A 26,534-nucleotide genomic window follows, 5' to 3' on the forward strand; every position below is an offset into this window, starting at 1 on the left:
GCGAGACGAGTGCGAGGTGGGCGGATGACCGCATCGGAACGGGCCCCTCTGGGAGCCGTCCTGGCGGTCCTGCTGAGCCTGGTGACGCTCACCGGCGGCGCCTCGGTCCCGCTGATGGCGGCGCTGCTGTGCGTGCTCGCCCTGCTCGTGGGCATCGGCTGGCCGGACCTGCTCGAGCTCCCCAGCGCGCTCGGCTCGCGCATCGTGATCGTCGCCACGGGCATGCTCGCCGCCCTGCTCAGCGTGCGCACCGCGGAGACCGGGGAGCCGCTGTGGAGCGTCGTGGTCGCCTGCGCGCTCGGGATCTTCGGTGCCTTCGTCCACCAGATGCTGCGCCGCGGCCGCGAGGAGCTCTCCGCCTCCCTGACCGGCACCGTGGGCGGTGTAATGCTCACCGGGATCTCCGCGACCTGGGTGGTCGCCCAGGCCGACGCCGCGACACCGGCCGAGGTGGGCCTGCTCGCCGGCTCCGGCGCGGGTCTCGCCGTGACGCTGCTGGTGACGGCGCTCGGCCTGCCGCGCACACCCCGGCTGATCCTCGCGATCGTGCTGGGCGCGGGCACCACTGCGCTGATGATGCACGAGATGTCCGCGATCGCCTGGCCGATCGCGCTGCTCGTGGGCGCGGTGCTCGCGATCGGCGCGAGCGGGGTGCACCTGCTGCTGGGTTCGGTGCTGGCCGCGCGCGAGCCCCTGCCCTCCCTCGCCGTCGCCGCCGGGCCCGTCGCCACGATCGGCGTCGTGGCACTGCTCACCCAGCGCCTGCTGGGCTGACAGGCGTCGCGCGGGCTCCCCGGACGTCGCCCGCCGCCACGACCGCCCGCATGCCCACCGGCATGCACGGACCCGCCCGGGGCGCGGCCGTCCCGTCGGCCCGCTCGAGGCGCCCCGGCCGGTACAGTGAGGGCATGTCTGTTCTGTCCCTCGTGTTCACCGCTCTCGTCGGCGTCGTCGGGCTCGGCACCGCCGGATTCGCCGTCCTCGTGGTCACCCGCCTGTTCGGCCGCTGATCCGATGCCGATCGTCCTGGATCCCTCGCTCCCCGAGAGCCTCTTCCCGCTGGCCTGGCTCGTCGGCTCCTGGAACGGCGACGGCGCCGCCCAGCTCCCCGATGAGGACGGCGAGCTGATCGGCCGCCGCATCGAGCAGAAGCTCGTGACCTCCGCGAACGAGGACGGCACGCTGGCCTGGGTGATGTCGACCGACCTCCTCGACGCCCCTGCCCCGCTTCCGCCCACGAGCGCGTTCGTCGACCCCGAGAAGGTCCCCGAGCAGGATCCCGGCACGGGCGAGCGCAGCCTGCTGGTGCGCGAGAAGGGCTTCTGGCGCGTCGGCGATCCTCTGCCCGGCCAGGACCTCGAGGCCGCCCGCGCCGCCAAGCCCGGCGACCCCGCGGGCGTCGTCTCGTACGGCGTCGAACTCGTGATCGCCCGCGACGACGGCGAGGAGATCTGGGCCGGCGAGGTGCGCGGACCGCGCATCCAGCTGGGCCTGCGCACCTCCCCCACGGCCCGCGCGGCGGACGGCTCGATCGCCGCGACCCGCATGTTCGGGCTCGTCGGCGGCCGCCTCATGTGGCTGTGGGAGCGCGCGACCGATCCCGCCGCGCCGAACGAGCTCTCCCCCTACCTCTCCGTCGAGCTCGACCGTGGCTGACATGGCCGACATGACCGAGCAGCCCGCTCCCCCGCCGCAGCCGATCCACCCGCCCCTGCTGGCGGGATCCGGGGCCGTGCTCGCCGAGGACGGTCCTGACCGCGGCATGCCCGCCCACTACGGAGCCCCGCTGCGGGAGCAGCGCCGTCTGCTCGCGCGCCGCGCCGTCGTCGACCTCGGCGGCCACGAGATCCTCGAGCTCCGCGGGGCCGACGCCCGCAGCTGGCTCACCACGGTCACCTCGCAGACGCTCACCGACGCCCCCGTGGGCGCCTCGCGCTCCCTCGCGGTGCTGAGCCCGCAGGGGCGCGTCGAGCACCTGGCCTCCGCCGCCGTCACCGGCGAGGAGACGATCCTGCTGGTCACCGATCCCGGCTCCCGAGCAGGTCTGCGCCGCTACCTCGAGATGATGCGCTTCGCCGCGCGCGTCGAGATCACCGACCGCGACGACCTGCGCCTGCTGGGCGGCCTCGCGCCCGCCGGGAACATCCTCGGCGCCGCGGCGCTCGGGGCGACGGGCCTCGACCTCCCCGAGCCCGCCTTCGTGTGGACCGACCCGCACCCCGCGGTCGCCCCCGGCCACGTCGCCTACGGGCCCGACCCCGAGGACGGCACCGACTGGGTGCTCACCGCCTTCGACGCCGACGCCCTCGCAGGGCTCCCCTGGCGCGTCGAGCACCTCGCCGGCAGCGAGGCGGCCGAGGCCCTGCGCATCGCCTCCCACCGCGCGCGCCAGGCCACCGAGGTCGACGAGCGCAGCATCCCCCACGAGCTCGACCTGCTGCGCACCGCCGTCCACACGGCCAAGGGCTGCTACCGCGGTCAGGAGACCGTCGCCAAGGTGCTGAACCTGGGCCAGCCCCCGCGCCGGCTCACGATGCTCCTGGTCGACGGCTCGCAGAACGTCATGCCCCGACACGGCGATCCCGTGCGCCTGGGCGGGAGCGAGGGCAAGCTCGTGGGGACCGTGACCTCCACCGCCACCCACGCGGACCTCGGCCCGATCGCCCTGGCCGTCCTCAAGCGCGCCGCCCCGCTCGATGCGCCGCTCGTCATCGGATCCCGGATCAGCGCGGGCCCGTGGGGAGAAGGCGACGGAGCCGACGGGTCCGAAGGAGCCGACGGGGCCGACGGGGCCGACGCGTCCGACGCGGTGCCCGAGGACGTCGAGATCACCTGGCTCGATGCGACGCAGGAGCCCATCGTGATCACCCGCGAGCACGGAGAGAGGCCCCGCACGGCGCGACTCTGAGGCGCCGGCGGCCCGCGCCCGCCCGCGCCCGGCGAGTCGCGGAGCGGCCGAGACTGAGATCCGGGTGGTCGTCCCGATCCACCCACCTCCGGAGACCGCTTCGTGTCATGGAACGGCATATACGGGACCTCTCTGCCATATATGGCAGAGAGGTCCCGTATTTGCCCCTCCGCGACACCACCGGGCCGCGCGAACCCCGGCCCGCGCGACCCCTGGGTGCTGCAGCCCCGGCCTGCGCAGCTCCTGGGCAGCGCATCCCTGGGCACCGCGCGCGGCGCCGGAGTTCCGTGGCCCCGAGGTGCCGCGGCCCCAGGGTGCTGCGCCACCGCCGCGTTCCCGCCCGCACCTGCCCGGACCGCGCGCCGTGCGCCGCGGGGCCTGACACAATGGGGGCCATGGGCATGAGCGCGCAGGGTGAGCGGCACGAGATGCCGCGAGGCGAGGTGCCGCAGGGCGAGATGACACGAGGCGAGGTGCCGCAGGGCGAGATGCCGGAGGACCGCCGGGGCGATCCGCCCTCCTGGTCGCAGCAGCGCGCAGAGGTGATCGCCGCGCAGGAGCAGGCGCTCGAGCACGCCCGTCGGACCGAGCACGAGAAGGCCACCGCGATCCTGCGGGAGTACGTCGAGCGCTTCGAGACCGCTGGCATCGCCCCGCGTCCGCTGCGGGCGCTCCCCTACAAGGGCTCCGGGAGCATCCGCACCCCGCTGCACGGCTGGTATCTCAAGCACGACCGCACGATCGGCATCGACACCGAGGCCCGCTATTTCATCCTGCGGGCCGACGGCGGGCTGCTCTCGAGACTGCGCGGCGCGGAGATCGAACCCGTCGACGCCCCACTGGTCGTGGGCCGCGGCGGGCGCGACGGCGAGACCTTCGACCTCAGGGAGCTGCTCGAGATGCGAGTGAAGGATCCGGTGGTCGCATGAGCGGGACCGAGCCGAAGGCCACCACCACGGACATCGACACCCCCAAGCCGCCGCTCGGCGACCGCGTGCGCGCGGCGATCTCCAGCCGCATCGGCGAGGGCCTCGAACGCGATCGCAAGGGCCTGGGCAGCATCGGCCGTGCGGGCGTCGCGACCGCGGTCGCCTACCTCTTCGCCCACTTCGTGTGGGGCCACCAGTTCCCCTTCTTCGCGGCCATCGCCGCCTTCGTGATCATCGGGGTCTCCAGCACGGAGAAGAAGGTCCGCAAGGTCCTCGAGATGTCCACGGGCGTGATGTGCGGCGTGCTGCTCGGCGAGCTCGCGCGCGCGACGATCGGCTCGGGCACGTGGCAGATCGCGGTCGTCGTGGTCACGGCCGGGCTGCTGGCGCGGCTCATCGACTCCGGGATCGTCTTCACGATGCAGATGTCGATCCAGTCGCTGCTGGTCACGGTCATGCCGCTCACCCCGTCGATGAGTCCGGGCGGCCGCATCCTCGACGCCCTCACCGGCGTGGTCGTGGGCATCCTCGTCCACCTGCTGACCTCGGGCGATCCCCGGCGAGGGCAGCAGTCGGCCGCGCACTCGCTGTACCGGGCCCTCGAGGACGCGCTCACGCAGATGTCCCTCGCCGCCCGCACGGGGGACGTGAAGGTCGCGAGCGCCGCCCTCTCGCAGATCCGCACCACCTCCCAGGAGCTCGTGGACGAGTGGCGCATCGCGAACAACGCGGCCGAGGAGATCGCCACCTTCTCCCCCACCCACCTGCGCCGCGCGGGTGACGTCGGGCGCCTGCAGCATCTGCTCATCGGCTCCGATCGCGCCGTGCGCAACGTGCGCGTGATCGCCCGGCACGAGGTCGCGTTCCTCGAGTCGGTCAAGGGCCGCAGCTCTCACGCGCGTCTGGCCGACGCCCTGCTCGCCGCCCATGACGCCGCCGTCGCCCTGCGCGAGGCCGTCGACTCGGACGGCGACTTCACCGACGCGCGCCGTGCGCTGCGCATCTTCTGCTCCTACCTCACGCCCGAGACGATGCTGCGCAGCGACGACGGCACGCGCCTGGGCCGGGTCGACCACTTCGAGGGCGTCGCCCTCGTGATCCAGCTGCGCTCGCTCGCGATCGACCTGCTCGAGGCCACCGGCCTGGACCACAGGGACGCGCAGCGCTTCCTGCCCAGCCTGCTCATCGCGGCCGACGGCGACACCATCGGGCCGCGTCCCCTCACCCGCGAGATGTCGGCCGTCGAGCCGCCCGCCACCACCGAGGCGCTCGAGCTGCTGATCACCGACCGCTCCGACCCCGACCGCCGGCGGGGATAGACGCTCGGCACGCCGGCCCCGCGCCCCGGGGCCCCGGGGCGCCTCCCATCCCGCGCCCGAGCTGTGCCGTTATCCTGGCCGCATGCTCTGGCTCGCAGTCGCCCAGTACTGGATCTTCGCCGTGATCGCGGTGGTGCTCTTCGCCGTCGAGATCTGGGCGCTGGTCAACGCTCTGCGCTTCCGCCCCGACGCCTACACCGCGGCGGGCAAGCGCACGAAGCTGTTCTGGGGCCTGCTCACGGGCCTCGCCCTGCTGCTCGGCTTCCTCGCGCTCCCCTACCCGGTGGGCCGCGGCGGCTCCTCGATGCTGCTGATGGTGATCGGGATCGTGATCTCCGGCGTCTTCCTGGCCGACGTCCTGCCGGCGCTGCGCTCGGTCATGGAGCGCTCGCGCAACAACAGGTACTGACCCCCGGCCCTCGGCCCGGGCCGCACCCCCGGCGCCCGCCGCAGGCCCCGGAGACGCGGAACGGGGCACCCACCGCGAAGGTGGATGCCCCGTCCTGGCCGACGTCGGGCCCGTCGGCCCGACCGATCGGATCAGGCCTCGTGGGAGCCCGCGCTGCGCAGGTTCTGCGCGGCCTCGACGATGCGGGCGGCCATGCCGGCCTCGGCCTTCTTGCCCCAGGCGCGGGGGTCGTAGGCCTTCTTGTTGCCGACGTCGCCGTCGACCTTGAGGACGCCCTCGTAGTTGTCGAACATGTGGCCGGCGGCCGGGCGCGTGAAGGCGTACTGGGTGTCGGTGTCGATGTTCATCTTGATGACGCCGTTGTCCACCGCCTCCTGGATCTCCTCGAGCGAGGAGCCGGAGCCGCCGTGCATGACCAGGTCGAACGGCTTGTCCTGGCCGTACTCCTTGCCCACCGCGTCCTGGATGTCCTTGAGGACGGAGGGGCGCAGCTTGACGTTGCCCGGCTTGTAGACGCCGTGCACGTTGCCGAAGGTGAGCGCGGTGAGGTAGCGGCCGTTCTCGCCCAGGCCCAGCTTCTTGGCGGTCTTCAGGCCGTCCTCCGGGGTGGAGAAGAGCTTGTCGTTGGAGACGTCCGCCTGGACGCCGTCCTCCTCGCCGCCGACCACGCCGACCTCGATCTCGAGGATCTTCTTGGCCTCGGCGGACTTCGCGAGCAGACGCTCGGCGATCTCGAGGTTCTCGTCGACCGGGACCGCGGAGCCGTCCCACATGTGCGACTGGAACAGCGGGTCGAGGCCCTTCTTCACGCGGTTCTCGAGGTCCCACTCGATGAGGGGCTCGACCCAGGTGGGCAGGACCTCCTTGGCGCAGTGGTCGGTGTGGAGCGCGACGTTGATCGGGTAGTTGTCCGCGACGGCGTGGACGAACTGCGCGAGTGCGATCGAACCGGCGACGCGGTCCTTGACCGTCGAGCCGGACAGGTACTCCGCACCGCCGAAGGACACCTGGATGATGCCGTCGGTGTTCGCCTCGGTGAAGCCCTGCAGGGCGGCGATGGCCGTCTGCGAGCTGGAGACGTTCACGGCGGGGTAGGCGAACGCGCCCTTCTTGGCGCGGTCGATCATCTCGGCGTACTTGTCAGGGGATGCGATGGGCATGTGTGCTCCTCACGCGAGTGCGAGTAACGGCATCGGAACGCGCGCCGCGAAGGCGCGCAGTGCTGTTGATTCTCTCACGCCCGCGTCCGAACGGAACCTCCGGTCCGCGCCCGTGGACACGGGCCCGCCGACGCCGCCGTGCGGGGTCCCGACCGGAGGCGTCGGGGCGCGATCACATCGCGCCCGCACTCCCGCTCCCCTCTCCGCCGAGCGCGTGCTGGCGCATCCAGGTGTGCATGGCGATCGCTGCCGCCGCCGCGACGTTGAGCGAGCGGGTCGAGCCGAGCTGGGTGATCTCGAGGACGTCGTCGCAGACCGCCAGCAGCTCCGGGCTGATCCCCGGTCCCTCCTGGCCGAAGACGAGGACCGCGCGCTCGGGCAGCCGGGCGTGCTCGAGGGGCCTCGCGCCGGGGAGGATGTCGATCGCGATCAGCGGCCTGCCCCGCTCGTGCGCCCAGGCGGCGAGGTCCGCGGCGCCGGGGTGGTGGATCTCGTGCTGGTAGCGGTCGGTGACCATGGCGCCGCGGCGGTTCCAGCGACGGCGGCCCACGATGTGGAAGGCGCCCACGGCGAAGGCGTTCGCGGTGCGCACGATCGAGCCGATGTTCGCGTCGTGCTCGAGGTTCTCGATCGCGACGTGCAGCTCGGTGCGGTGGGCGTCGAGGTCGGCGATGATCGCCTCGCGCTGCCAGTAGCGGTAGCGGTCCACGACGTTGCGGCGGTCCCCGTCCGCGAGCAGATCGGGGTCCAGCCGAGGATCCTCGGGCCACGGCTCGGGGTGCGGGCCGACGCCGATCTCCCGCTCGGGGCCGACGGGCTCGACGGGCTCGACGGGCTCGACGGGGTCAGTGGGCTCGCCCGGGTCAGTCATGACTCGTCGTCCTGTCGTCCCGGTCCATCCCGTCGTCGCCGTGCTCCTGCGCGCGGACCCGGAGGTCCGGGTCGGGCAGGCCCTGGGCGCGGCGGCGCCGTTCGCGCCGCACGAGCCGCACCACCCAGATCACGAGGAGCAGCGCGATCACCGCGTACACGATGTTCGAGATGACCTCGGTGAACGGCTCGATGACGTGCCAGTTCGCGCCGAGCGTGAAGCCCAGGGTGATGAACAGGGCGTTCCAGATCGCGCTCCCCGCGAGGGTGAGCAGGGTGAAGCGCCAGAACGGCATCGCGAACAGGCCCGCGGGGATGGACACGAGCGACCTGATCCCGGGGACCATGCGTCCGAAGAACACGCCCTTGGTGCCGTGCCGGCGCATCCAGTCGACCGTCCGGTCGAAGTCCTCGACGTGCAGCAGCGGCAGCCGCAGGAACAGGGAGCGCAGCCGCGCGGGGCCGAGCGCCCGGCCGAGTCCGTAGAGGACCCAGGCGCCGGCGACCGAGCCGGCCAGCGAGAACAGCAGCATCTCGAGGAAGGAGTGGCCCTCCTTCGCGGCGGCCACGCCCGCGAGCGGCAGGATCACCTCGGAGGGGATCGGCGGGAACACGTTCTCGAGGAAGATGAGGAGGGCGACGCCGAGGCCGCCCAGGGCGTCCATCGTGTCCACGGCCCAGTCGACGACGTTCATCGGGACGCCCCGGCTCGCGGGACGGATGCGGGGGCGCAGGTCATGGGGGCCTCTCGCTCGTGGACGGGCAGCTCCATCGTAGAGGTCGCGCCGATCAGCTTCCTGGCACGGACCTGACCTTCTACTGTGTGCCCCATGACCTTCAACCCGAACGCCGACATCCGCTCGGACAACGTCTCCCGCGGCGGCGGAGGCGGTCGCGGCCGCGGCATCGCCATCGGCGGCGGGGGCGGCGGGTGCCTGGTGCTGGTGATCGTGGTGGTCTACGCGATCATGGGCGGGAACCCGCTGGATCTGCTGCAGGGCTCGGACTCGGGCAGTTCGCAGTCCCAGGACCAGGGCACGGGCGGGGACACCGGATGCTCCTCGGGTGCTGATGCGAACGCCTCGGACGACTGCCTCGTGCAGGCCACCGTCGAATCGGCCGACGCCACCTGGCAGGACCTCGCCCCGCAGATGGGCATCTCCTTCAGCGAGCCGCGCGGGAAGCTGTTCTCCGGGCAGACCAACACGGGCTGCGGCGCCGCCTCGCGGGACGTCGGCCCCTTCTACTGCCCGGCCGACAGCACGATCTACATCGACACGAGCTTCTACGACGAGCTCAGCTCGACCTACGGGGCCTCCGCCGGCGCCTTCGCGAAGGAGTACGTGGTCGCCCACGAGTACGGGCACCACATCCAGAACCTGCAGGGCACGATGGACCGCATCGACCATGCGCAGACGGGCCCGAGGAGCGACGGCGTGCGCCTCGAGCTGCAGGCCGACTGCTATGCGGGCGTGTGGGCGGACCACGCCTCGTCCTCGAAGGACCAGGAGGGCCAGGCGTTCCTCGAGCCGCTCACCGACGAGGACATCTCCGACGCGCTCTCGGCGGCGAGCGCCGTGGGCGACGACCACATCCAGGGCGAGGTCTCGGGCGGCGACGTGAACCCCGAGACCTGGACGCACGGCTCCTCCGCGCAGCGCCAGAAATGGTTCACCACCGGCTACGAGTCCGGCGATCCGGCGTCCTGCGACACCTTCTCCACCTCGGACCTGTGACGGGCCCGCTCAGATGGTGAGCTCGTCGACCGAGAACGCGGAGAGGTACCGGTAGCCGGCCGCCTCGATCTTCTCGCGGGCACCGGTGCCGCGGTCCATGATCACCGCGACGGCCCGGATCCGCGCGCCGGCCTCCTCGATCGCCTCGCACGCGGTGAGCACGCTGCCCCCGGTGGTGGAGGTGTCCTCGACCGCGATCACGTCGCGACCGGCGATATCGGGGCCCTCGATGCGGCGCTGCAGGCCGTGGGCCTTGTTCGCCTTGCGCACGACGAACGCGTCCAGGCGCGGCGAGGGCAGGGCGGAGGCGCCCTCCTCCGCCGCGAAGTTCGACCAGGGATGGGCGCCCGCCGCGGAGGCATCGTGCGCGGCGGTATGGAGGATCGAGGTCGCGACCGGATCCGCGCCGAGCGTCAGGCCGCCCACGGCGGTCGCGGCGTCGGCCCCGTGGAGCAGGCCCTCGGAGGCGAGCAGGTCGAGCATGACGCGGCCCACGAGCGGGGCCGCCTCGTGGTGCAGGGTGATGCGGCGCAGGTCGATGTAGTAGTCGGCCTCGGCGCCGGAGGAGAGCGTCACCTTCCCGCGCACCACGGCGAGGTCGTCGATGAGCTGGAGCAGGCGGGCGCGCGCGTCGGCGGTCGAGATGTCGGGCATGGCACCAGGGTAGACGCAGCGTGCGTCCCGCCGCGTCGCCCGTTCAGTCCGCCGTCGCGCGGAGCTCCGGCTCCCGGCGCCCTCGCTCAGCCGTCCTCGCGCTGCCAGGGGGCCTTCAGCCGGCGCCGGGACGCGCGCCGGCGAGCGCGCCCGAGGGCCCGTCGTCCGGCCGCGGCCTCCCAGCGGGGCGAGGCGAGCAGGCGCACCAGGCGACGGGGCGCGAGGCGGGAGACCTCGCCCGCGGCCCGGTACTTCACCGAGGGGATCGAGAGCACCTGGCCCTTGGCGGCGTCGCGCAGGGCCTGCTCCACCACGAACGGGGCCTTCAGCCAGGTCACGCGCGGCAGACCCTCGACGCTGATCGAGGCGCGCTCGTGGAACTCCGTGGCGACGAAGCCGGGCAGCAGCGCGGTGGCCGTGACGCCCGTCCCCTCGAGCTCGGTCGCCAAGGACTCGGTGAACACGGTGACCCAGCTCTTGGAGGCCGCATAGGGGCCGGCCGCGGTGTACCCCGCCAGGGAGCTGACGTTGATGATCGCACCGCAGCGGCGCTGGACCATCACCCGCGCGGCCGCGTGGGAGAGCACCAGGACGGCCCGGATCAGCGTGTCCATCTGCTTCTCGTGCTCCTCGACGCCGACCTCGAGGAAGCGTCCGCGCAGCCCGTACCCCGCGTTGTTCACGAGCAGCGAGACCGGGGCGACGGGATCGGTGACGGCGGTGGCCACACGATCCAGCTCGCGGCGCACGGAGAGATCGGCCGCGAGCACGTCCACCTCGACCTTGTGCACGTGGCGGATCTGCTCGGCGACCGCGCGCAGGCGCCCCTCGTCACGGGCGACGAGCAGCAGGTCGTGCCCCGTCCCGGCGAGCTGCCAGGCGAACTCGAGGCCCAGTCCGGCGGTCGAGCCGGTGACCAATGCGCGTGCCATGTCCTGATGCTAGTCGCGCGCGGCCGCGCCGGCGGCCCTGTCCGAGGTGTCGGAGGAGGACTGCTCCGGGGTGCCGGAGCCCGGATGCTCCGAGGCGGCGTCGCCCAGGTACGCGAGGGCGGCGGCGACCTGGGCGCGTGTCATCGCCTCGAGGGTCGGATGCAGCTCCGGCACGAAGGCGCTCTGGTGGTTCGCGGGGACCTCGCTCGCGACCGTGCCGTCGGACTGGGCACGGCGGTACAGGTCGGGATCGGTGCCGCCGACGATCCAGTACACGTACGGGGCACCGAAGGCGTCGGGAAGATGCGAGAAGTCCTCGCTCGCGGTCGCAGGGGCCATCGTGATCACCTGGCCGTCGTCGAACGCCTCCTCGAAGGCGGCCCGCACGATCTGCTTCTGCTCCGGATCGTTGCTGGTCAGCGGGTACTGGTCGTAGTACTCGAACTCCGGTTCCCGGGTGCAGCCGGAGGCCGCGCACTCGGCGCGCACGATGCGCTCGAGGGCGGCGATCACCTCATCGCGCACGTCCGGGTCGTAGTGGCGCAGGTTCAGGCGCAGCTCGGCCGTCGCGGGGATGACGTTCGACTTGGTCCCGGCGTTGAGCGCGCCGACGGTCACCACGGAGAACGCACCCGGCGGGATCTCGCGGGACACGATCTGCTGCAGCCGCAGCACGATGCTCGAGGCGAGGACCACGGGGTCGACGGCGAGATGGGGCATGGAGCCGTGGGCGCCCCTGCCGTGCAGGGTGACGTGCACGGAGTCGCCCTGGGAGAGGACGGGACCGTCGGTGATCGCGACCTGGCCGGCGATCCCGGGCATGACGTGCTGGCCGAGCGCCACGTCGGGCCGCGGCACGGCCTCCGCGAGGCCGTCGCGGAGCATCGAGAGGGCGCCGTCGGCCTCCTCCTCGCCGGGCTGGAACACGGCGACGTAGGTGCCGCTCCAGTCCTCGCGGTTCTCGACCAGGGCGCGCACCGCGCCCAGCAGCGCGGAGAGATGGAAGTCGTGGCCGCAGGCGTGCATGACCCCCTCGGTCTCCGAGCGGTAGTCGACGATCTCGTCCTCCGTGACGGGCAGGGCGTCGATGTCGGCGCGGGCGAGGACCGTCGGCCCCTGCCCGTTCTCGATCACGGCGACCACGCCCGTCCCGCCGAACCGGCGCGTCTCCAGGCCCAGCTGCGCGAGCTCGCTCTCGATCCTCCCGGCCGTCCGCTCCTCCTGCATGCTCAGCTCGGGGTGGCGGTGGACGTCCTTGTAGAGGTCCTCCTGCCAGTCCCCCATCGATGTCAGGCTCTGCTCGATCGCGATGTCCATGCCCCTACTGTGCATCCTCGGTCGGCCGGTGTGCAGGGGGATCGGACGCGGCGGGTCCGGCGGGCCGGAGGCGCCGGGCCGATCGAGGGGACGGGCGCGTCGGCCCGCCCGCATAGACTCGTCCCATGCGGATCGCCACCTGGAACATCAACTCCCTGCGCGCCCGGATGGATCGGCTGCTCGCGCTGCTCGAGCGCCAGGAGATCGACGTGATCGCCCTGCAGGAGATCAAGGCGAAGCCCCAGCAACTGGACCTCAGCGGCCTCGAGGCCGCCGGGTACGAGGTCGCCGCGCACGGCCTGAACCAGTGGAACGGCGTCGCGATCGCCTCGCGCGTCGGCCTGGCCGATGTGCGCACCGAGCTGCCGGCGGTCCCCGCCTGGCCCGACGACGAGGACGGCGTGGTCGAGGCGCGCGCGCTCGGCGCCGTCGTCGGCGGCGCCGAGGACGGCTCGGGCGGCCTGCGCCTGTGGTCCCTGTACGTGCCCAACGGCCGCGAGATCGACCACCCGCACTACGGCTACAAGCTGCGCTGGCTCGAGGCGCTCCGCGCCGAGGGAGCCCGCGAGCTCGCGGCCGACGCCGACGCCCGCGTGCTGCTGACCGGCGACTTCAACGTCGCCCCCGAGGACGACGACGTCTGGTCGATGGAGTTCTTCGAGGGGAAGACGCACGTCACCGAGCCCGAGCGCTCGGCCTTCCGGGCCGTGGTCGACGAGGGCTACGCGGACCTGGTGCGCCCCGATCACCCGGGCCCCGGTGTGTACACCTACTGGGACTACCAGCAGCTGCGCTTCCCGAAGAAGGAGGGCATGCGCATCGACTTCGCGCTCGGCTCCCCCGCCGTGCAGACCGCCTACCGCGCCTCCTTCATCGACCGCGAGGAGCGCAAGGGCAAGGGCGCCTCCGACCACGCGCCCGTGGTGCTCGACCTGGAGCTCTGACCCCGCTCCGCGGATCCTCCACAATGCCCGTTTATCCCCCATCCGGGATTCGGGGCTGACGGGGAGGCCGCTCGCGCCGACGCTGGGGGCATGACCAGCCTCCTGGACCGCCCCGCACTCCGCACGCCCTCCCGATTCCCGGCCGCCTCCTCCCCGCCGGGCGCCGAGGGCCCGCGGGAGCGCGCGCCGGTCCTTCGAGGGCGCGGGCCGGCGTCCGGGGCCGTGGGTGGTGCACCGGCCGTCGTCGTCTGGCACGACGTCGCAGCGGAGGACGATGCCGCGGAGAGCCTGCGGGCGCTGGTCGCGGACCATGCCGGTGCCGCCGGCGCCGTGCTGCGGGACGCTCCCGCGCTCGCCGCACCGGGGCCTTCCGGTCCTGCCGGATCGGCCGGTCCTGCCGGGTCCGCGGGAGCGGGCGAGACGCGCGAGGCGCTGCACCTGTGCACGCCCGCCGCGCTGCTCGCCGATCCTCCGCGCACCGCCCGCTCCAGGCTGCTCGTGGTCACCGATCGCCCGGTCTCCGAACCCGTGTGGCGGCGTGCGCTCGAACTCGAGGCGGCGGCCGTACTGCGCCTCCCGGAGGACTCGACGCGCCTGCTCTCGCTGCTGGGGGACGCGCTGCGACCGCGCCAGAGCGCCCGCATCATCGGTGTGGTCGGCGGGTGCGGCGGGGCGGGCGCCTCGAGCCTCGCGGCGCGGCTCGCCGGAGCGGCCGCCCGTGCCGGTCGCTCGAGCGTGCTGATCGACGCCGACCCGATGGGCGGCGGCCTCGACGCCCTCGTCGAGGCCCCGGAGCTGCGCGGCGCCTGCTGGGAGGACCTCTCCGGGATCGATGCGGCCGACGGCGAGGCCCTGGTCGCAGGGCTCCCCGAGGTCGACGACGTGCGCCTGCTCGTGGCACGGGAGGATCCCGCTCCCAGCGGCATGCAGCTCGACCACGTGCTGGCCGCGCTCGACTCCCTCACGGCGCAGGTCGTGGTCGACCTCGCCCCCGATCTGGTGGGCCCGGCGATCGCGCACCTCGACCGCCTGTACGTGGTGCTGCCGGCGACCGACCACGCCCTGCGCGCCACCGCCCGGCGCCTCGCCGCCTGGCACCTGCCACCAGGGGGCGCCGAGGCCGTGCTCCGCGGTCGCGGACCCGTGTCCTCCGCGGATGTTCGGGAGGCGCTGCACCTGGGCGTCGCCGGGCGCTTCGCGGACTCCTCGCGCGGGACCGTGCCGCTGCTGGACGTGCGCCGCCGAGGAGCGGACGGCCTCGCCCGTCGCCTCGCAGCGAGCTGGGAGGACGGTCGATGAGCGCCGTCGACGCCCCGGAGGGCGCTCTCGACGCGGTGATCGACCGCGTGCGCGAGGACCTCGCCGCGGAGCCCGGCCCCGTCGACGTCCCCCGGGTCTCCCGGGCGCTGCGCCGGGAGGGCCGTGTGCTCGGCGCCGCCGCGATGCTCGAGATCACGAGCCGGGTGCGCGACCACGTCTCCGGGCTCGGGCCGCTCCAGGATCTCGTGGGGCCGGGAGTCACCGACGTGCTCGTCAACGGCGACGGCAGCGTGTGGGTCGACGGCGCCGAGGGACTGCACCGCAGCCCTGTGCACGTCGCCCCCGAGCAGGCGCGCTCGCTCGCCGTGCGCCTGGCGACCCTGGGCGGCAGACGCCTCGACGACGCCGTGCCCTGCGCGGACGCGCGCCTGCCCGGCGACATCCGCTTCCACGGGGTGCTCTCGCCGCTCTCGCCCACGGGCGCCCTGATCTCCCTGCGCCTGCCCTCCCGGCGCACGATGAGCCTCGCGGATCTCGAGGCCGCAGGTGCTCTTCCGGACCCGCTGCCCGAGGTGATGCGGGCGCTCGTCGCCGCACGCGCGGCGTTCGTCGTCACCGGAGGCACCGGGACGGGGAAGACGACCCTGCTCGGGGCACTGCTCGCCCTCGTCCCCGAGAGCGAGCGCATCGTCGTCATCGAGGACGCGCAAGAGCTGCGCATCGACCATCCCCATGCCGTCCACCTGCAGTCGCGGCACGCCAACAGCGAGGGCACGGGCGCGGTGGACCTGGCCGACCTGGTCCGCCAGAGCCTGCGCATGCGTCCGGATCGCCTGGTGCTGGGCGAATGCCGCGGCGCCGAGGTGCGCGAGCTCCTCCAGGCGCTGAACACGGGGCACGAGGGCGGGTGCGGGACCCTGCATGCCAACACCGCCCTGGACGTCCCCGCCCGCCTGGAGGCGCTCGGCGCGCTGGGCGGGCTGGACCGGCAGGCGCTCGCCGCACAGGCCGCGAGCGCCCTCGAGGTGGTCGTGCACCTCGGCCGCCCGCACGGCCGGCGTCGGATCGTCGAGCTCGCGGTGCTCGAGCGCGGAAACGACGGCGCGCTGCGCGCGGTGCCCGCCCTGGACCTCCGCGAGGACGTGGTCGTCACCGGTCCCGGATGGGCCCGGCTCGCCCGCCGCCTCGGCCTCACCGCGACGCCGACGGCGGGACCCGCGGGCGCGGACCGCGCCCGGGGCCGCCACAGCGCCCGCGCGGATGACGGGGCCGCGCGACCGGGGGCGGACCGATGAGCGTCCTCGCTCTTCTGCTCGCCGCCCCTCTCGTCCTCCTCGTGGTCTGGAGCAGGGGACCGGCCGTCGCGGCACCGGGCCGGCGACCGCTGCGCCTCCCCCGTCGCCCGCAGCACGCGAGCACGCTGGACGTGGCCCGCATGGTCGAGCGGCTCGCGGTGGTGCTCGGCAGCGGGTCTCCCGTGCGCGGCGCTTGGAGGATCGTCGCCGACTCGCTGCCGCCCGGCGACCTCTCCCAGCTGGCCGCCCGGGTGAGCGCTGGCGCCGACCCGCGCCGCGCCGCCCACGGGCGCCTCTCGCGCTCCGCGGAGATCCGGGCGCTCGGCACCGCGCTCGAGGTCTGCGAGCACAGCGGCGCCCCCATGTCCTCCCTGCTCGAGGGGCTCGCCGGGGCCCTGCGCGGGCTGCACGACGCCGCGGCCGCGCGCCGCAGCGCCTTCGCGGGCCCACGGGCGACCGGCCGCATCCTGCTGGGTCTGCCCGTCGCCGGCATCGCCCTGGGCGCGCTCCTGGGCGCCGATCCCCTGCGGATCCTGTTCGGCACCACCGCCGGTCGTCTGCTGCTGATCAGCGGCTGCGCCCTGACCCTCGCCGGCTGGTGGTGGATGCGCTCCCTCCTGCGCACCGCCGAGGGGCACGCGCACAGCGGCGTGGACCCCTCCGTGCTCCTGGATCTCATCGCCGGAGCGATGACCTCCGGGCTGCCGCTGGCCGGTGCCTCATCCGTGGTGGCACGGGCCCTCGCCGAGGATCCCTCCTCGCAGACCGCCGCGAAGGACCTGGACCGCTTCGCGCAGTCCCTCGCGGCGGGCGTCCCCTCCGTGCTCGCGGCGCAGCACCTGCCGCCCGATCTCACGGTGCTCGGGGAGTCAGCGCTGCTCGCCGAGCGCTCCGGCGCGGACCTCACGCGCGTCCTCCACGGGGCCGCGCGGGACGCCCGTCGCGACCGCGCCCGCGACGCGGAGGCAGCCGCCGCGCGCCTGGCCGTGCGACTGGTCCTGCCCACCGGCACCACCCTGCTCCCGGCCTTCGTGCTGCTCGGGATCATCCCGACCGTCGCCTCGCTGCTGAGCGGCTCCCTGGGCGTCGAGACCTGGCTCCCCGTCGTCTGACCGCCGCTCGTCCTCCGACCTGCCTCACCCCTGACCCCCGGGCTCGTGCCCGGTCCGCGCCGCCGATCGGCGGTGCGCCATCACCCGCACCCGCGGGTCCACCCGAAGGAGATCACCATGTCCGCACCCGTCCTCACCCAGCCCGTCCCGCGCCGCCGGCGCGCGGCCTCCACCCGCCCCGCGCCCATCGGGCCCGGGACCACCCGGGCCGCGGCGGACCCGTGCCCGCGCCCGCGCGCCCACACTCCCCGTGGGGGCACCGGCGTGTTCGGTCCCACCCGACACAGCCTGGGCGCGGCCCTGCGGGACGACGCCGGCGCGTCGACCGCGGAGTACGCCATCACGGTGCTCGCGGCCTGCGGCTTCGCGGCCGTGCTGGTGCTGCTGCTGAAGTCCGGCGAGGTGCGGGAGCTGCTGATGAACATCATCACCTCGGCGCTCTCGCTGGGGCAGTGACCGTCCGCTCCCCCGCCCCACCCGCGCAGTGCGCGCACGCCGACGAGGCGTCCCGGCAGGCCCCTTCCCGGGCCGGCCGGGGCGCCCGTCGCCCGCTGCGCGGCAGCACCGGCTCGGTGACGGCGGAGACAGCGATCGTGCTGCCCGTGGTCGTGCTGATGGTGCTCGTGATCCTCGTGGCCGGGGTCGGGATCGGAGCGCAGGTGCAGCTTGAGTCCGCGGCCCGCGGGGCGGCCCGCGAGCTCGCGCGCGGCCAGAGCGAGGGCGAGGCAGTGCAGAGCGCTCAGCGGATCGCCGGCGACGGTGCGCAGGTGAGCGTCGGTTCCGACGGCGCGTGGGTTCGCGTGACGGTGACGCGCACCGTGGGCGCCCGCGGCGGCCTGCTCGCCGGCGCGAGCTGGGACCTCAGCGGTTCCGCCCAGGCGCGCAGGGAACCCCATCTGGTGGGCGACGGGCAGGGAGGGGGCGCACCGTGACGCCGCGACGCGCACGGGAGGACGCGGGAGAGCACGCGAGGGAGGAGGGATCGGCGCCCGCGAGCGTCCTCGCCTACATCGGGGCGATGACGGCGGTGCTCGGCGCGGTCGTCGTCATCGGGCAGGGGCTGCTCGCGCTCGCGGCCGCGGACACCGCCGCGGACCTCGCCGCGCTCGCGGGCGCCGACTCGCTCGCCGTCGGCGGCAGCGCGCCGTGCGCCGTCGCCTCCGAGGCGGCCGCCCGCAACGACGCGAGCCTGCTCTCGTGCACGGTCGCGGGTCAGGACGTGATCGTCGAGGTCAGCACGCCTGCTGGCGTGCTGCCGGATCAGCGCTCGCGGGCCCGCGCCGGCCCTGCGCCGTCGAGCAGCTCGAGGACGGCGAGCGCGCCCGCCTTGGACAGCGGCTCGTTGCCGTTGCCGCACTTGGGGGACACCACGCACGCCGGGCAGCCGGCCTCGCATGCGCATTCGCGCACCATGTCCTCCGTCGCCCGCACCCAGGCGGCCGCGTCCTCGGCGCCGCGCTCGGCGAACCCGGCGCCGCCGGGCGCGCCGTCGTACACGAAGATCGTCGGCTGGCCGGTGTCCTCGTGATGGGCCGTCGAGACCCCGCCGATGTCCCAGCGGTCGCACGTGGCCAGCAGCGGCAGCATCGAGATCGCGGCGTGCTCGGCCGCGTGCAGCGCGCCGGGGAGCAGCTCGTCGACGATGCCGTCGGCCTCGGTGGTCTCCTGGGGCAGCACGAACCAGACCGCGCGCGTGGTGAGGGTGCGCGGCGGCAGATCCAGCGGATGCTGGCCGAGGACCGCCTGGGTGTACACGTCGCGCACCTGATAGCCCGTGACCTGGTCGGTGACGTCCACGGTGCCGAAGCACAGCATCACCCCTCGCCCCCACTCCTCCTCGCGGTCGGTGGAGCGGATGCGGATCGTGGAGGTCGACTGCGGATGCGTGGAGTGGAGGGGGTCCTCGCGGTGCACGAGGGCGACCGCCCGCTCGACGTCCAGGTGATCGACGACGAAGTTCCTGCCCTGGTGCATGTAGACCGCGCCGTCATGGACCTGGGTGTGGGCGCTGCCGGCGTCGACGGTGCCCAGCAGGGCGCCGCTGGACGCCTCGACGATCCGCACCGGCTCACCGCCGCTCCCGCGCAGGTCGGTGAGGTCGTGGGCGCTCTCCGTCATCGTCCAGTACCAGCCCGTCGGGCGGCGTCGCAGCACGCCGCGGGCGGCGAGGGTGTCCAGCAGCTCCCGCGCGGCGGGCCCGAAGATCTCCTCCTCGCCCTCGCGCAGGGGGAGCTCCGCGGCCGCGGCGCACAGGTGGGGAGTCATCACGTAGGGGTTCTGGGGGTCGAAGACGGCCGCCTCGACCTCCATGCCGAACACGGAGTCCGGATGGTGCACGAGATAGGTGTCCAGGGGGTCCTCGCGGGCGACGAACAGGGCGAGCGCATCGCCCTCCTGGCTGCGCCCGGCGCGTCCCGCCTGCTGCCAGAGCGAGGCGCGGGTGCCCGGCCAGCCGGCGATCAGCACGGCGTCGAGCCCGGAGATGTCGATGCCCAGCTCGAGGGCATTGGTGGAGGCCAGCGCCCGCAGCTCCCCCGAGCGCAGAGCGTCCTCGAGCGACCTCCGCTCCTCCGCGAGATACCCGCCGCGATAGGCGGCGATCCGCCCTGCCCGGCGCGCGAGCTCGCCGTCCATGGCCTGCTCCGCCTCCTGCCCGAGCAGGCGCTGCGCGCCCGTCGAGACGAGCTCGGCCCCGCGCCGGGAGCGGGCGAACACGAGGGTCTGCACGTCGCGGCGCACGAGGTCCGCGAGCAGTGCGCCGGCCTCGCTCGTCGCCGAGCGGCGCAGCGGCTCCTCGCTGCGCTCGGTGTGCTCGGTGTGCTCGCTGCGCTCGGTGCGCTGGTGGGCAGGGGCCTCGCCGCCGGGCCCATCGGGGCCACCGGCCCCGCTCGGGTCCGTCGGACGGCGGCCGTCGACCACCGACTTCGTGCCGGGCTCCCACAGTCCGAAGGTGACGCCGCCGCGCGGAGAGCCGTCCTCGGTGACGGCGACGGCGTCCCCGCCGATCAGGCGGGAGGCCGAGAGCTCGGGGTTCGCGGTGGTGGCCGAGGCCAGGATGAACGTGGGGTCGCTGCGATAGGCGGCTGCCACGCGGCGCAGGCGCCGCAGGACCATCGCGACGTGGCTGCCGAAGACGCCGCGGTAGCTGTGGCACTCGTCGACGATCACGTACTTCAGGGCCCGGAAGAAGCTCGCCCACTGCTCGTGACCGGGGAGGATCCCGAAATGCAGCATGTCGGGGTTGGTGAGCACGAAGGTGCCGTGCCGACGGATCCAGCGGCGCTGCTCCGTGGGGGTGTCCCCGTCGTAGACGGCCACGCGGGCGTCGCGCAGCTCGGCGCCGTCGGCCAGCGCCGTGATGTTGGTGAGCTGGTCCGCGGCCAGTGCCTTCGTCGGCGCGAGGTACAGGGCGGTCGCGCGCGGCGCGGAGCGGTCGAGCTCGCGCGCGCCGATCGCGCTCAGCGAGGGAAGCAGGTACGCGAGCGACTTGCCGGAGGCGGTGGCGGTGGAGAGGACGACGTGCCGCCCCTCGTGGGCGAGCTGCGCAGCCTGCTCCTGGTGGATCCAGGGGGCCGTGATGCCGCGGGAGGCGAGGTGCTCGCGCAGGCGCGGATCCGTCCACTCCGGGAACTCGCCGGTGCGTCCGGGGCGCGCGGGCACGTGCTCCACATGGGTGAGGCAGGTGCGGCGCTGCAGGGGTGCGCTGAGGTCCCGCAGCAGCTCGTCGGCCCGCCCTCGTCGCACCCGCTCCCCTTCCTGACCACGGCCCGGATCAGCGCCGGGAGCGGTTCTGGGACCGCCCGTCCAGCGCATGTCCGGATCACGTCCGGGCACCTGGGGCACAATCGTAGCCATGCCCGCCGACATCGCCCCCGCCACGCGCGCCCCCGCGTCCGCCGAGCGCGCGCCGGCGCCCCCGCGCGTGCAGTCCGCCCTGCTCGATGCGCTGCGCAGCGACCTGGCGGCGGCCCCCTTCACGACGCAGGCCTGCCGCGACCTGTTGGGCCCGCTCGCGCACGACGCCCTGGGCCGGGAGAACCCGATCCCCGCGCGCCGCGTCCTGGCCGAGGACGAGCGGCCCACGGCGGTGCTGCTGTGGCTGTTCACCCTCGGCGGCGCGCTCCGCCGGGATCTCGTCGAGCGCGCCCTGCCCGCCCTGGGCCTCGAGGGCGCGATCGCGCTGGGCCTGGTCGAGGAGATCGAGGCGGAGGCGGCCGCGGAGGGTGGGGGCGACGGAGGCTCCCGCACCGCGCGCGTGCGCGCAGTCGTCGACCTCTCCCCCTACGCCGCGAGCGACGACCTCGGCGAGATCCAGTGGTGGATCGCCTCGGACCTCTCCGAGATCGCGACCGGCGCACCTCTCTTCTCGGACCACGTGCTCGGGGTCGGCGGCGCCTCGCTGACCCTCGCCCGGATCACGCCCCGCGGGCACGTGGGGCGGGTGCTGGACCTGGGCTGCGGCGGCGGCATCCAGGCGCTGCACGCCTCCCGGCACGCCGACCACGTCGTGGCCACCGACCTCTCGCCCCGCGCGCTCGCCTTCGCGGCCTTCAATGCGGCGCTCAACGGCATCGACCTCGAGCTGCGGGAGGGATCGCTGCTCGAGCCCGTCGCCGGCGAGCAGTTCGACCTGGTGGTGAGCAACCCGCCGTTCGTCATCACGCCCCGCAGGGGCGGGGTCGAGCAGTGGACCTACCGCGACGGCGGCCGCACGGGCGACGTGCTGACCGCCGAGCTCCTCGCCGACCTGCCCCCTCACCTGGTGCCCGGCGGCAGCGCCCTCATGCTCTCCAACTGGGAGATCAGCGCGGACACCGCATGGGACGTCCATCCGCGGGCATGGCTCGAGCCGGTCCTGGCCGACGGGATCGACGCCTGGGTGATCCAGCGGGAGAGCGAGGACGCCGCCCAGTACGCGGAGACCTGGGCGCGCGACGGCGGGATCACCGTGCGGGATGCGGCGTGGCCGAGCATGCAGGAGGCCTGGCTCGAGGACTTCGAGGCCCGCGGCACCACCGGCATCGGCTTCGGCTACCTGATGCTGCGCCGGCCCGCGGCGCCGCGCCCGGACGGCGCCCAGGTGCTCCTCGAGGAGGTCACCGGGACGGGGAGCGGCACCCTGTCCGAGCACATCGGGGCGGGGCTGGCGGCCCTCGACGCTCTCGCCCGGCTCGATGACGAGGCCCTGCTCGCCTCCCGTCCCGTGCGCGCGGCGGACGTCGTCGAGCGGCGCCACCTCACCCCCGGCGAGTTCGACCCGATGCTCATCGAGGTCGTGCAGGGCGGCGGCTTCGCCCGCGCCGTGCGCGAGGACCAGGTGCTCGCCGCCGTCGTCGGCGCCCTCGACGGGACGCTGACGCTCGGCCAGATCCTGAGCGCGGTGTGCGCCCTGACCGACGAGGACGAGGGCGACGCCCGCGAGCGCGTGCTCCCGCAGCTGCGCGAGATGATCCGCACCTCGATGGTGGCGCTGTGAACGCGCGGCACGAGGACGCCTCGCACGAGGAGGCGTGGCCCGAGGACGATCCGCGCGGCGCCCATCGCCCAGGGCCCGGGTACGGGCACAGCACGCCCGTCGAGCCCGACGAGCCCTATGACGTCCGCGAGCCCGACGAGTCCCGCGGGCCCTACGACCCCCGCGAGCCCGACGACGTCGGCGCGGTCGCCGCTCCCTCCGGACCCCATCGCCGCAGCGGCCTGATCCCGCGGCTGCTCGTGGGCCTTCTGGGCGCGGCGGTCTGCACGGCGCTCGCAGTCCTGCTCGCGAAGGGCGCCGTCGGCACGGCGCGCGGGCAGCGGCTCGACCAGCTGATCCTCTCGGCCGCGCAGAACGACGACGGCCCGATCACCCAGGTCATCTTCCCTGCGCTGAACACGGTGACGGTCCCCGTGGTGCTGCTCCTGCTCGCCCTGGCCGCGGTGTTCGCGCTCGTGCGGCGCCGGCCGTCCCTGCTGCTGCAGATCCTCGTGATCGTGGCCGGCGCCAATCTCACGGTGCAGGTCGTGAAGTCCTTCGTCGTGGACCGCACCGCGCTCGCGGAGGACATCGACGTCACCCCGAACTCCTTCCCCTCCGGGCACACGGCGCTCGCGATCTCCGTGGCGCTCGCCCTGATCCTCGTCTGCCCCGCGAGGATCCGGGGCCTGGTCGCGATCCTGGGGACGGCGTGGGTCGCCGCCGCCGGGGTGGGCACCATCGCGGGCGGCTGGCACCGGCCCAGCGACGTGCTCGGCGCTCTGCTGGTCACGGGAGCGTGGACGTTCCTGCTGCTCGCGGTCGACGCGGCGCTCGCCCTCGCCCGCACCCCGCGCGGCCCGGAGGGGCTCGCGCATCCGCGCGACGCCCGGGCCGGGCGCGGGGCGGGACCGCTGCTCGCGGTGCTCGGCGCGGTCGCGGTCGCCGCGGGGATGGTGGTGCTCGCCACGGTCCCCACCCCCATCGACCTCGACGACGCGTCCCACCAGGCCCGCGCCTATCTGGCCACGGTGCTCGTGATCCCGGGATCCGTCGCCGTCCTCACCGCCGCCGCGCTGGGACTGCGCGTGCCGGACCTCGCACGTCCCGCGGGGCCCCGGTCCCGGTGACCACGTGGCCGGAGCGTGTACGGTGAGCACGCCGGAGCCACCCAGGCACCGCGCAACGGCCTCCCGGACCCGCTCCGGAGCCGCCAGAACCACCAGAAGGACGGTACAAGTGCCCGGCTCGCGCCATCTCGTGATCGTGGAGTCCCCTGCCAAGGCGAGGACGATCGCCCGGTACCTCGGGGACGACTACGTCGTCGAGGCGTCCGTCGGCCACATCCGCGACATCCCCGTCCCGAGGGACCTCCCGGCGGACATGAAGAAGGGTCCCTACGGCAAGTTCGGCGTCGACGTCGAGAACGGCTTCGACCCCTACTACGTGGTCAGCGCCGACAAGAAGAAGACGGTCGCGGACCTCAAGAAGAAGCTCAAGGACGCCGACACCCTCTACCTCGCCACCGATGAGGACCGCGAGGGGGAAGCGATCGCCTGGCACCTGCTGGAGACCCTCAAGCCCAAGAAGTCCCTGCCGGTGCACCGCATGGTCTTCCACGAGATCACGCGCGACGCGATCCAGGCGGCGCTGACGAACACCCGCGAGATCGACGACCACCTGGTCGACGCGCAGGAGACCCGCCGCATCCTCGACCGGCTCGTGGGCTTCGAGCTCTCCCCCGTGCTGTGGCGCAAGATCCGCCCCTCGCTCTCCGCCGGCCGCGTGCAGTCCGTGGCGACCCGCCTGGTCGTGGAGCGCGAGCGCGAGCGCATGGCCTTCGTCCCCTCCGATTACTGGGATGTGACCGGCACCTTCGCCGGATCCGATGCGGCCTTCTCGGCCCGCATCTCGAGCGTCGACGGCTCGCGCGTCGCGACCGGCTCCGACTTCGCCGATGACGGCACCCTCAAGAAGAAGGCGGCCACGGCCACGGTGCTCACCGAGGAGTCGGCGACCGCGCTGGTCTCCGCGCTCGAGGGGGCGCAGGCACGGGTCGCGAGCCTGGAGTCCAAGCCGTACACCCGTCGGCCCGCCGCCCCGTTCACCACGTCGTCCCTGCAGCAGGAGGCCTCGCGCAAGCTGCGTCTGGGCGCCCGCCAGACCATGCGCGTCGCGCAGGGGCTGTACGAGAACGGCTTCATCACCTACATGCGTACGGACTCCGTGGCGCTGTCGGGCGAGGCGATCAGCGCCTCGCGCGCCCAGGCCGCCGAGCTCTACGGCTCGCAGTACGTGCCCGAGAAGCCGCGCCACTACCAGAACAAGTCTCAGAACGCGCAGGAGGCGCACGAGGCGATCCGCCCCGCCGGGGACCGCTTCCGCACGCCCGCGCAGGTCGCCGGCCAGCTCTCGGGCGACGACTTCCGTCTCTACGAGCTGATCTGGAAGCGCACGGTCGCCTCCCAGATGGCCGACGCCAAGGGCACCACGAGCTCCGTCGAGCTGGCCGTCGAGAAGGCCGGCCGGGCCGCCACCTTCCGCGCCTCGGGCACCGTCATCACCTTCCGCGGGTTCATGGCCGCCTACGAGGAGGGCCGCGACGCCTCCCGCTACGGCGAGCAGGACGAGAACGACAAGCGCCTGCCGCAGATGGACGAGGGCGACATGCTGGACGTCGAGGCGCTCGTGCCCGACGGCCACACCACCACCCCTCCCCCGCGCTTCACGGAGGCCTCGCTGGTGCGGGCGCTCGAGGAGCGCGGCATCGGCCGCCCCTCGACCTACGCGTCGACCGTGACCACCATCCAGGACCGCGGCTACGTGCTGCGCCGCGGCTCGGCGCTCGTGCCCAGCTGGACGGCGTTCGCCGTGGTCAAGCTGCTCGAGGAGCACTTCGGGCCGTTCATCGACTACGACTTCACCGCCCAGATGGAGGAGCAGCTCGACAAGATGGCCCGCGGCGAGCTGGGCCGCAGCGAGTACCTCGACGACTTCTATCGGGCCGACGGGACAGACGGCCCCATCGGCCTGCAGCCCATGGTCGAGCACCAGGGCGACATCGACCCCCGCGAGATCAACTCGATCCCGATCGGCGAGGGCATCACGCTGCGCGTGGGCCGCTACGGCGCCTACGTGGAGCGCCCCGCGCCCGTGGACCCGGACGCCGCGCCCGCGGCTCCCGACGCCGAGCCGGCCCCGCCGCAGCGCGCGAGCCTGCCCGACGATCTCGCGCCCGACGAGCTGACGGTCGAGAAGGCCCGTGAGCTGCTCGAGCGCCAGAAGGACGACGGCCGCGTGCTGGGCGAGGACCCGGAGACCGGCCACGACGTGATCGTCAAGGACGGCCGCTACGGCCCCTACGTCACCGAGGTGCTGCCGGAGGACCCGGACGACAAGACCCCCAAGTCCAAGCGCCCCAAGCCCCGCACCGCGTCGCTGCTGCAGTCCATGGACCTGGCCACGGTCGACCTCGACGACGCCCTCAAGCTGCTCTCGCTGCCGCGCGTGGTGGGGGCCGACGAGGACGGCACGGAGATCACCGCGCAGAACGGCCGCTACGGCCCGTACCTCAAGAAGGGCACGGACTCGCGCTCCCTGGAGACCGAGGAGCAGATCTTCTCGATCACCCTGGACGAGGCGAAGAAGATCTACTCCCAGCCCAAGCAGCGCGGCCGCGCTGCCGCGAAGCCGCCGCTCAAGGAGCTGGGCACGGATCCGACGAGCGAGAAGCCGATCGTGGTGAAGGACGGCCGCTTCGGCGCCTACATCACCGACGGGACGACGAACGTGACCCTGCGCCGCGACGACTCCCTGGACGCCCTCACCCACGAGGTCGCCGTCGAGCGCCTCGCCGAGAAGCGCGCGAAGGGCCCGGCCAAGAAGGGCGGGCGCACCACCACCCGCAAGTCCACGACGAAGAGCACGTCGAAGAGCACGACCAAGAAGGCCGCGCCGAAGACGAGCAGCTCGAGCACCAAGAAGAGCTGACCCGCGCGGGGGCGCGGCGCGGTTCCCTCGGGACTCGTCGTGCCCGGGTCGTCCTCGAGCCACGCTCGAGCCGTGCCCTCGTGAGCCCGCGGTTGCGCCGCCAGGTCACGACCTCACAACAAAGCGACGAAACACGCGTTCCGGTTGTGTCCCGGATCACCGGAAAGGCCTAGAGTGACGGCGTCATGGTGACGCCGGGCCCGAGCAGCATCCGGCCGCCCGCCCCGTGATCGTCCGCCCCCGT

23 protein-coding genes and 1 pseudogene are annotated in these 26,534 nt (G+C 73.8%); 17 read left to right on the top strand and 7 right to left on the bottom strand.

Annotation, left to right across the window (positions count from 1 at the left end; translation table 11 throughout):
* The first annotated feature begins 24 nt into the window (after nucleotides 1-24).
* From M4486_RS10110 to M4486_RS10135, 6 genes are all read left to right on the top strand, one after another.
* Nucleotides 25-774: a hypothetical protein gene (locus M4486_RS10110; protein WP_249481040.1), complete on the top strand. Its 750-nt coding sequence runs from the start codon at nucleotides 25-27 to the stop codon at nucleotides 772-774.
* A gap of 240 nt (nucleotides 775-1,014) precedes the next feature.
* Nucleotides 1,015-1,656, top strand: a complete 642-nt coding sequence (locus tag M4486_RS10115) for a heme-binding beta-barrel domain-containing protein (RefSeq protein ID WP_249481041.1) — start codon at nucleotides 1,015-1,017, stop codon at nucleotides 1,654-1,656.
* A gap of 1 nt (nucleotide 1,657) precedes the next feature.
* Nucleotides 1,658-2,908 carry a CAF17-like 4Fe-4S cluster assembly/insertion protein YgfZ gene (ygfZ, locus tag M4486_RS10120; RefSeq protein WP_249481042.1) on the top strand — a complete coding sequence of 417 codons (1,251 nt, stop codon included), beginning with the start codon at nucleotides 1,658-1,660 and terminating at the stop codon, nucleotides 2,906-2,908.
* A 401-nt stretch (nucleotides 2,909-3,309) separates the two neighbouring features.
* The gene (locus M4486_RS10125; RefSeq protein ID WP_249481043.1) at nucleotides 3,310-3,837 is read left to right on the top strand and encodes a hypothetical protein; all 528 of its coding nucleotides are present in this window, start codon (nucleotides 3,310-3,312) and stop codon (nucleotides 3,835-3,837) included.
* Complete coding sequence (locus M4486_RS10130; protein ID WP_249481044.1) at nucleotides 3,834-5,156, top strand: FUSC family protein; 1,323 nt, start codon at nucleotides 3,834-3,836, stop codon at nucleotides 5,154-5,156. The genes M4486_RS10125 and M4486_RS10130 overlap by 4 nt, the downstream gene beginning before the upstream one ends.
* A gap of 82 nt (nucleotides 5,157-5,238) precedes the next feature.
* Complete coding sequence (locus M4486_RS10135; protein WP_249481045.1) at nucleotides 5,239-5,565, top strand: DUF2516 family protein; 327 nt, start codon at nucleotides 5,239-5,241, stop codon at nucleotides 5,563-5,565.
* A 131-nt stretch (nucleotides 5,566-5,696) separates the two neighbouring features.
* Here the strand turns inward: M4486_RS10135 and fbaA are convergent, their stop codons facing one another.
* The 3 genes from fbaA to M4486_RS10150 all read right to left on the bottom strand — a co-directional run bounded on the left by fbaA (nucleotide 5,697) and on the right by M4486_RS10150 (nucleotide 8,290).
* A complete protein-coding gene (gene fbaA / locus M4486_RS10140; protein ID WP_152352247.1) occupies nucleotides 5,697-6,725 on the bottom strand; it encodes a class II fructose-bisphosphate aldolase in 1,029 nt (342 codons plus the stop codon).
* Nucleotides 6,726-6,897: 172 nt separating this feature from the next.
* Nucleotides 6,898-7,596, bottom strand: coding sequence for a TrmH family RNA methyltransferase (locus M4486_RS10145; protein ID WP_249476951.1), 699 nt, complete (start codon nucleotides 7,594-7,596; stop codon nucleotides 6,898-6,900).
* The gene (locus M4486_RS10150; RefSeq protein WP_249476952.1) at nucleotides 7,589-8,290 is read right to left on the bottom strand and encodes a DedA family protein; all 702 of its coding nucleotides are present in this window, start codon (nucleotides 8,288-8,290) and stop codon (nucleotides 7,589-7,591) included. Before M4486_RS10150 ends, M4486_RS10145 begins: the two co-directional genes overlap by 8 nt.
* Before the next feature lie 135 nt (nucleotides 8,291-8,425).
* Here M4486_RS10150 and ypfJ point away from each other — a divergent pair, with 135 nt between their 5' ends.
* Nucleotides 8,426-9,331, top strand: a complete 906-nt coding sequence (ypfJ, locus tag M4486_RS10155) for a KPN_02809 family neutral zinc metallopeptidase (protein WP_249476953.1) — start codon at nucleotides 8,426-8,428, stop codon at nucleotides 9,329-9,331.
* 9 nt (nucleotides 9,332-9,340) lie between these two features.
* Here ypfJ and M4486_RS10160 read toward each other — a convergent pair whose 3' ends face one another.
* From M4486_RS10160 to M4486_RS10170, 3 genes are all read right to left on the bottom strand, one after another.
* Nucleotides 9,341-9,985: an orotate phosphoribosyltransferase gene (locus M4486_RS10160; RefSeq protein WP_249476954.1), complete on the bottom strand. Its 645-nt coding sequence runs from the start codon at nucleotides 9,983-9,985 to the stop codon at nucleotides 9,341-9,343.
* Nucleotides 9,986-10,071: 86 nt separating this feature from the next.
* On the bottom strand, nucleotides 10,072-10,917 hold the full coding sequence (locus tag M4486_RS10165; protein WP_249476955.1) for an SDR family NAD(P)-dependent oxidoreductase: 846 nt from the start codon (nucleotides 10,915-10,917) through the stop codon (nucleotides 10,072-10,074).
* Between the two features lie 9 nt (nucleotides 10,918-10,926).
* Nucleotides 10,927-12,234 carry an amidohydrolase gene (locus tag M4486_RS10170; RefSeq protein WP_249476956.1) on the bottom strand — a complete coding sequence of 436 codons (1,308 nt, stop codon included), beginning with the start codon at nucleotides 12,232-12,234 and terminating at the stop codon, nucleotides 10,927-10,929.
* 125 nt (nucleotides 12,235-12,359) lie between these two features.
* Here M4486_RS10170 and M4486_RS10175 point away from each other — a divergent pair, with 125 nt between their 5' ends.
* The 7 genes and pseudogenes from M4486_RS10175 to M4486_RS10205 form a co-directional block, all read left to right on the top strand.
* Nucleotides 12,360-13,178: an exodeoxyribonuclease III gene (locus M4486_RS10175; protein WP_249476957.1), complete on the top strand. Its 819-nt coding sequence runs from the start codon at nucleotides 12,360-12,362 to the stop codon at nucleotides 13,176-13,178.
* Nucleotides 13,179-13,268: 90 nt separating this feature from the next.
* Nucleotides 13,269-14,477, top strand: coding sequence for a CpaE-like family protein (locus M4486_RS10180; RefSeq protein ID WP_249476958.1), 1,209 nt, complete (start codon nucleotides 13,269-13,271; stop codon nucleotides 14,475-14,477).
* Nucleotides 14,474-15,733: a TadA family conjugal transfer-associated ATPase gene (locus M4486_RS10185; RefSeq protein WP_249476959.1), complete on the top strand. Its 1,260-nt coding sequence runs from the start codon at nucleotides 14,474-14,476 to the stop codon at nucleotides 15,731-15,733. Before M4486_RS10180 ends, M4486_RS10185 begins: the two co-directional genes overlap by 4 nt.
* Nucleotides 15,730-16,845 (top strand): type II secretion system F family protein, encoded by a 1,116-nt coding sequence (locus tag M4486_RS10190; RefSeq protein ID WP_249476960.1) that lies wholly within the window; start codon nucleotides 15,730-15,732, stop codon nucleotides 16,843-16,845. Before M4486_RS10185 ends, M4486_RS10190 begins: the two co-directional genes overlap by 4 nt.
* A gap of 117 nt (nucleotides 16,846-16,962) precedes the next feature.
* Nucleotides 16,963-17,301, top strand: a complete 339-nt coding sequence (locus M4486_RS10195; protein ID WP_249476961.1) for a DUF4244 domain-containing protein — start codon at nucleotides 16,963-16,965, stop codon at nucleotides 17,299-17,301.
* Between the two features lie 116 nt (nucleotides 17,302-17,417).
* A complete protein-coding gene (locus tag M4486_RS10200) occupies nucleotides 17,418-17,777 on the top strand; it encodes a TadE family type IV pilus minor pilin (protein WP_249476962.1) in 360 nt (119 codons plus the stop codon).
* 86 nt (nucleotides 17,778-17,863) lie between these two features.
* Nucleotides 17,864-18,073: pseudogene (locus tag M4486_RS10205) on the top strand (Rv3654c family TadE-like protein); the annotation flags it as partial.
* Nucleotides 18,074-18,105: 32 nt separating this feature from the next.
* Here the strand turns inward: M4486_RS10205 and M4486_RS10210 are convergent.
* A complete protein-coding gene (locus M4486_RS10210; RefSeq protein WP_249476963.1) occupies nucleotides 18,106-20,589 on the bottom strand; it encodes a DEAD/DEAH box helicase in 2,484 nt (827 codons plus the stop codon).
* A gap of 109 nt (nucleotides 20,590-20,698) precedes the next feature.
* On the opposite strand from M4486_RS10210, the gene M4486_RS10215 reads away from it, so the two are divergent.
* From M4486_RS10215 to topA, 3 genes are all read left to right on the top strand, one after another.
* Nucleotides 20,699-22,321: a DUF7059 domain-containing protein gene (locus M4486_RS10215; RefSeq protein ID WP_249476964.1), complete on the top strand. Its 1,623-nt coding sequence runs from the start codon at nucleotides 20,699-20,701 to the stop codon at nucleotides 22,319-22,321.
* Complete coding sequence (locus M4486_RS10220; protein ID WP_249476965.1) at nucleotides 22,318-23,430, top strand: phosphatase PAP2 family protein; 1,113 nt, start codon at nucleotides 22,318-22,320, stop codon at nucleotides 23,428-23,430. Before M4486_RS10215 ends, M4486_RS10220 begins: the two co-directional genes overlap by 4 nt.
* Nucleotides 23,431-23,539: 109 nt before the next feature.
* Nucleotides 23,540-26,290 (top strand): type I DNA topoisomerase, encoded by a 2,751-nt coding sequence (topA, locus tag M4486_RS10225; RefSeq protein WP_249476966.1) that lies wholly within the window; start codon nucleotides 23,540-23,542, stop codon nucleotides 26,288-26,290.
* The last annotated feature ends 244 nt before the right edge of the window (nucleotides 26,291-26,534 follow it).

The organism is Brachybacterium kimchii, assembly GCF_023373525.1.
In the GTDB taxonomy this organism is placed as follows: Bacteria; Actinomycetota; Actinomycetes; order Actinomycetales; family Dermabacteraceae; genus Brachybacterium; species Brachybacterium kimchii.

Coding starts and splice junctions, on each gene's coding strand:
- M4486_RS10185 (WP_249476959.1), top strand. CDS start 14,474: ATGAGCGCCGTCGACGCCCCGGAGGGCGCTCTCGACGCGGTGATCGAC.
- ypfJ (WP_249476953.1), top strand. CDS start 8,426: ATGACCTTCAACCCGAACGCCGACATCCGCTCGGACAACGTCTCCCGC.
- M4486_RS10125 (WP_249481043.1), top strand. CDS start 3,310: ATGAGCGCGCAGGGTGAGCGGCACGAGATGCCGCGAGGCGAGGTGCCG.
- M4486_RS10215 (WP_249476964.1), top strand. CDS start 20,699: ATGCCCGCCGACATCGCCCCCGCCACGCGCGCCCCCGCGTCCGCCGAG.
- M4486_RS10195 (WP_249476961.1), top strand. CDS start 16,963: ATGTCCGCACCCGTCCTCACCCAGCCCGTCCCGCGCCGCCGGCGCGCG.
- M4486_RS10170 (WP_249476956.1), bottom strand. CDS start 12,234: ATGGACATCGCGATCGAGCAGAGCCTGACATCGATGGGGGACTGGCAG.
- M4486_RS10160 (WP_249476954.1), bottom strand. CDS start 9,985: ATGCCCGACATCTCGACCGCCGACGCGCGCGCCCGCCTGCTCCAGCTC.
- ygfZ (WP_249481042.1), top strand. CDS start 1,658: ATGGCCGACATGACCGAGCAGCCCGCTCCCCCGCCGCAGCCGATCCAC.
- M4486_RS10145 (WP_249476951.1), bottom strand. CDS start 7,596: ATGACTGACCCGGGCGAGCCCACTGACCCCGTCGAGCCCGTCGAGCCC.
- M4486_RS10135 (WP_249481045.1), top strand. CDS start 5,239: ATGCTCTGGCTCGCAGTCGCCCAGTACTGGATCTTCGCCGTGATCGCG.
- fbaA (WP_152352247.1), bottom strand. CDS start 6,725: ATGCCCATCGCATCCCCTGACAAGTACGCCGAGATGATCGACCGCGCC.
- M4486_RS10175 (WP_249476957.1), top strand. CDS start 12,360: ATGCGGATCGCCACCTGGAACATCAACTCCCTGCGCGCCCGGATGGAT.
- M4486_RS10165 (WP_249476955.1), bottom strand. CDS start 10,917: ATGGCACGCGCATTGGTCACCGGCTCGACCGCCGGACTGGGCCTCGAG.
- M4486_RS10150 (WP_249476952.1), bottom strand. CDS start 8,290: ATGAACGTCGTCGACTGGGCCGTGGACACGATGGACGCCCTGGGCGGC.
- M4486_RS10130 (WP_249481044.1), top strand. CDS start 3,834: ATGAGCGGGACCGAGCCGAAGGCCACCACCACGGACATCGACACCCCC.
- M4486_RS10110 (WP_249481040.1), top strand. CDS start 25: ATGACCGCATCGGAACGGGCCCCTCTGGGAGCCGTCCTGGCGGTCCTG.
- M4486_RS10190 (WP_249476960.1), top strand. CDS start 15,730: ATGAGCGTCCTCGCTCTTCTGCTCGCCGCCCCTCTCGTCCTCCTCGTG.
- M4486_RS10115 (WP_249481041.1), top strand. CDS start 1,015: ATGCCGATCGTCCTGGATCCCTCGCTCCCCGAGAGCCTCTTCCCGCTG.
- M4486_RS10180 (WP_249476958.1), top strand. CDS start 13,269: ATGACCAGCCTCCTGGACCGCCCCGCACTCCGCACGCCCTCCCGATTC.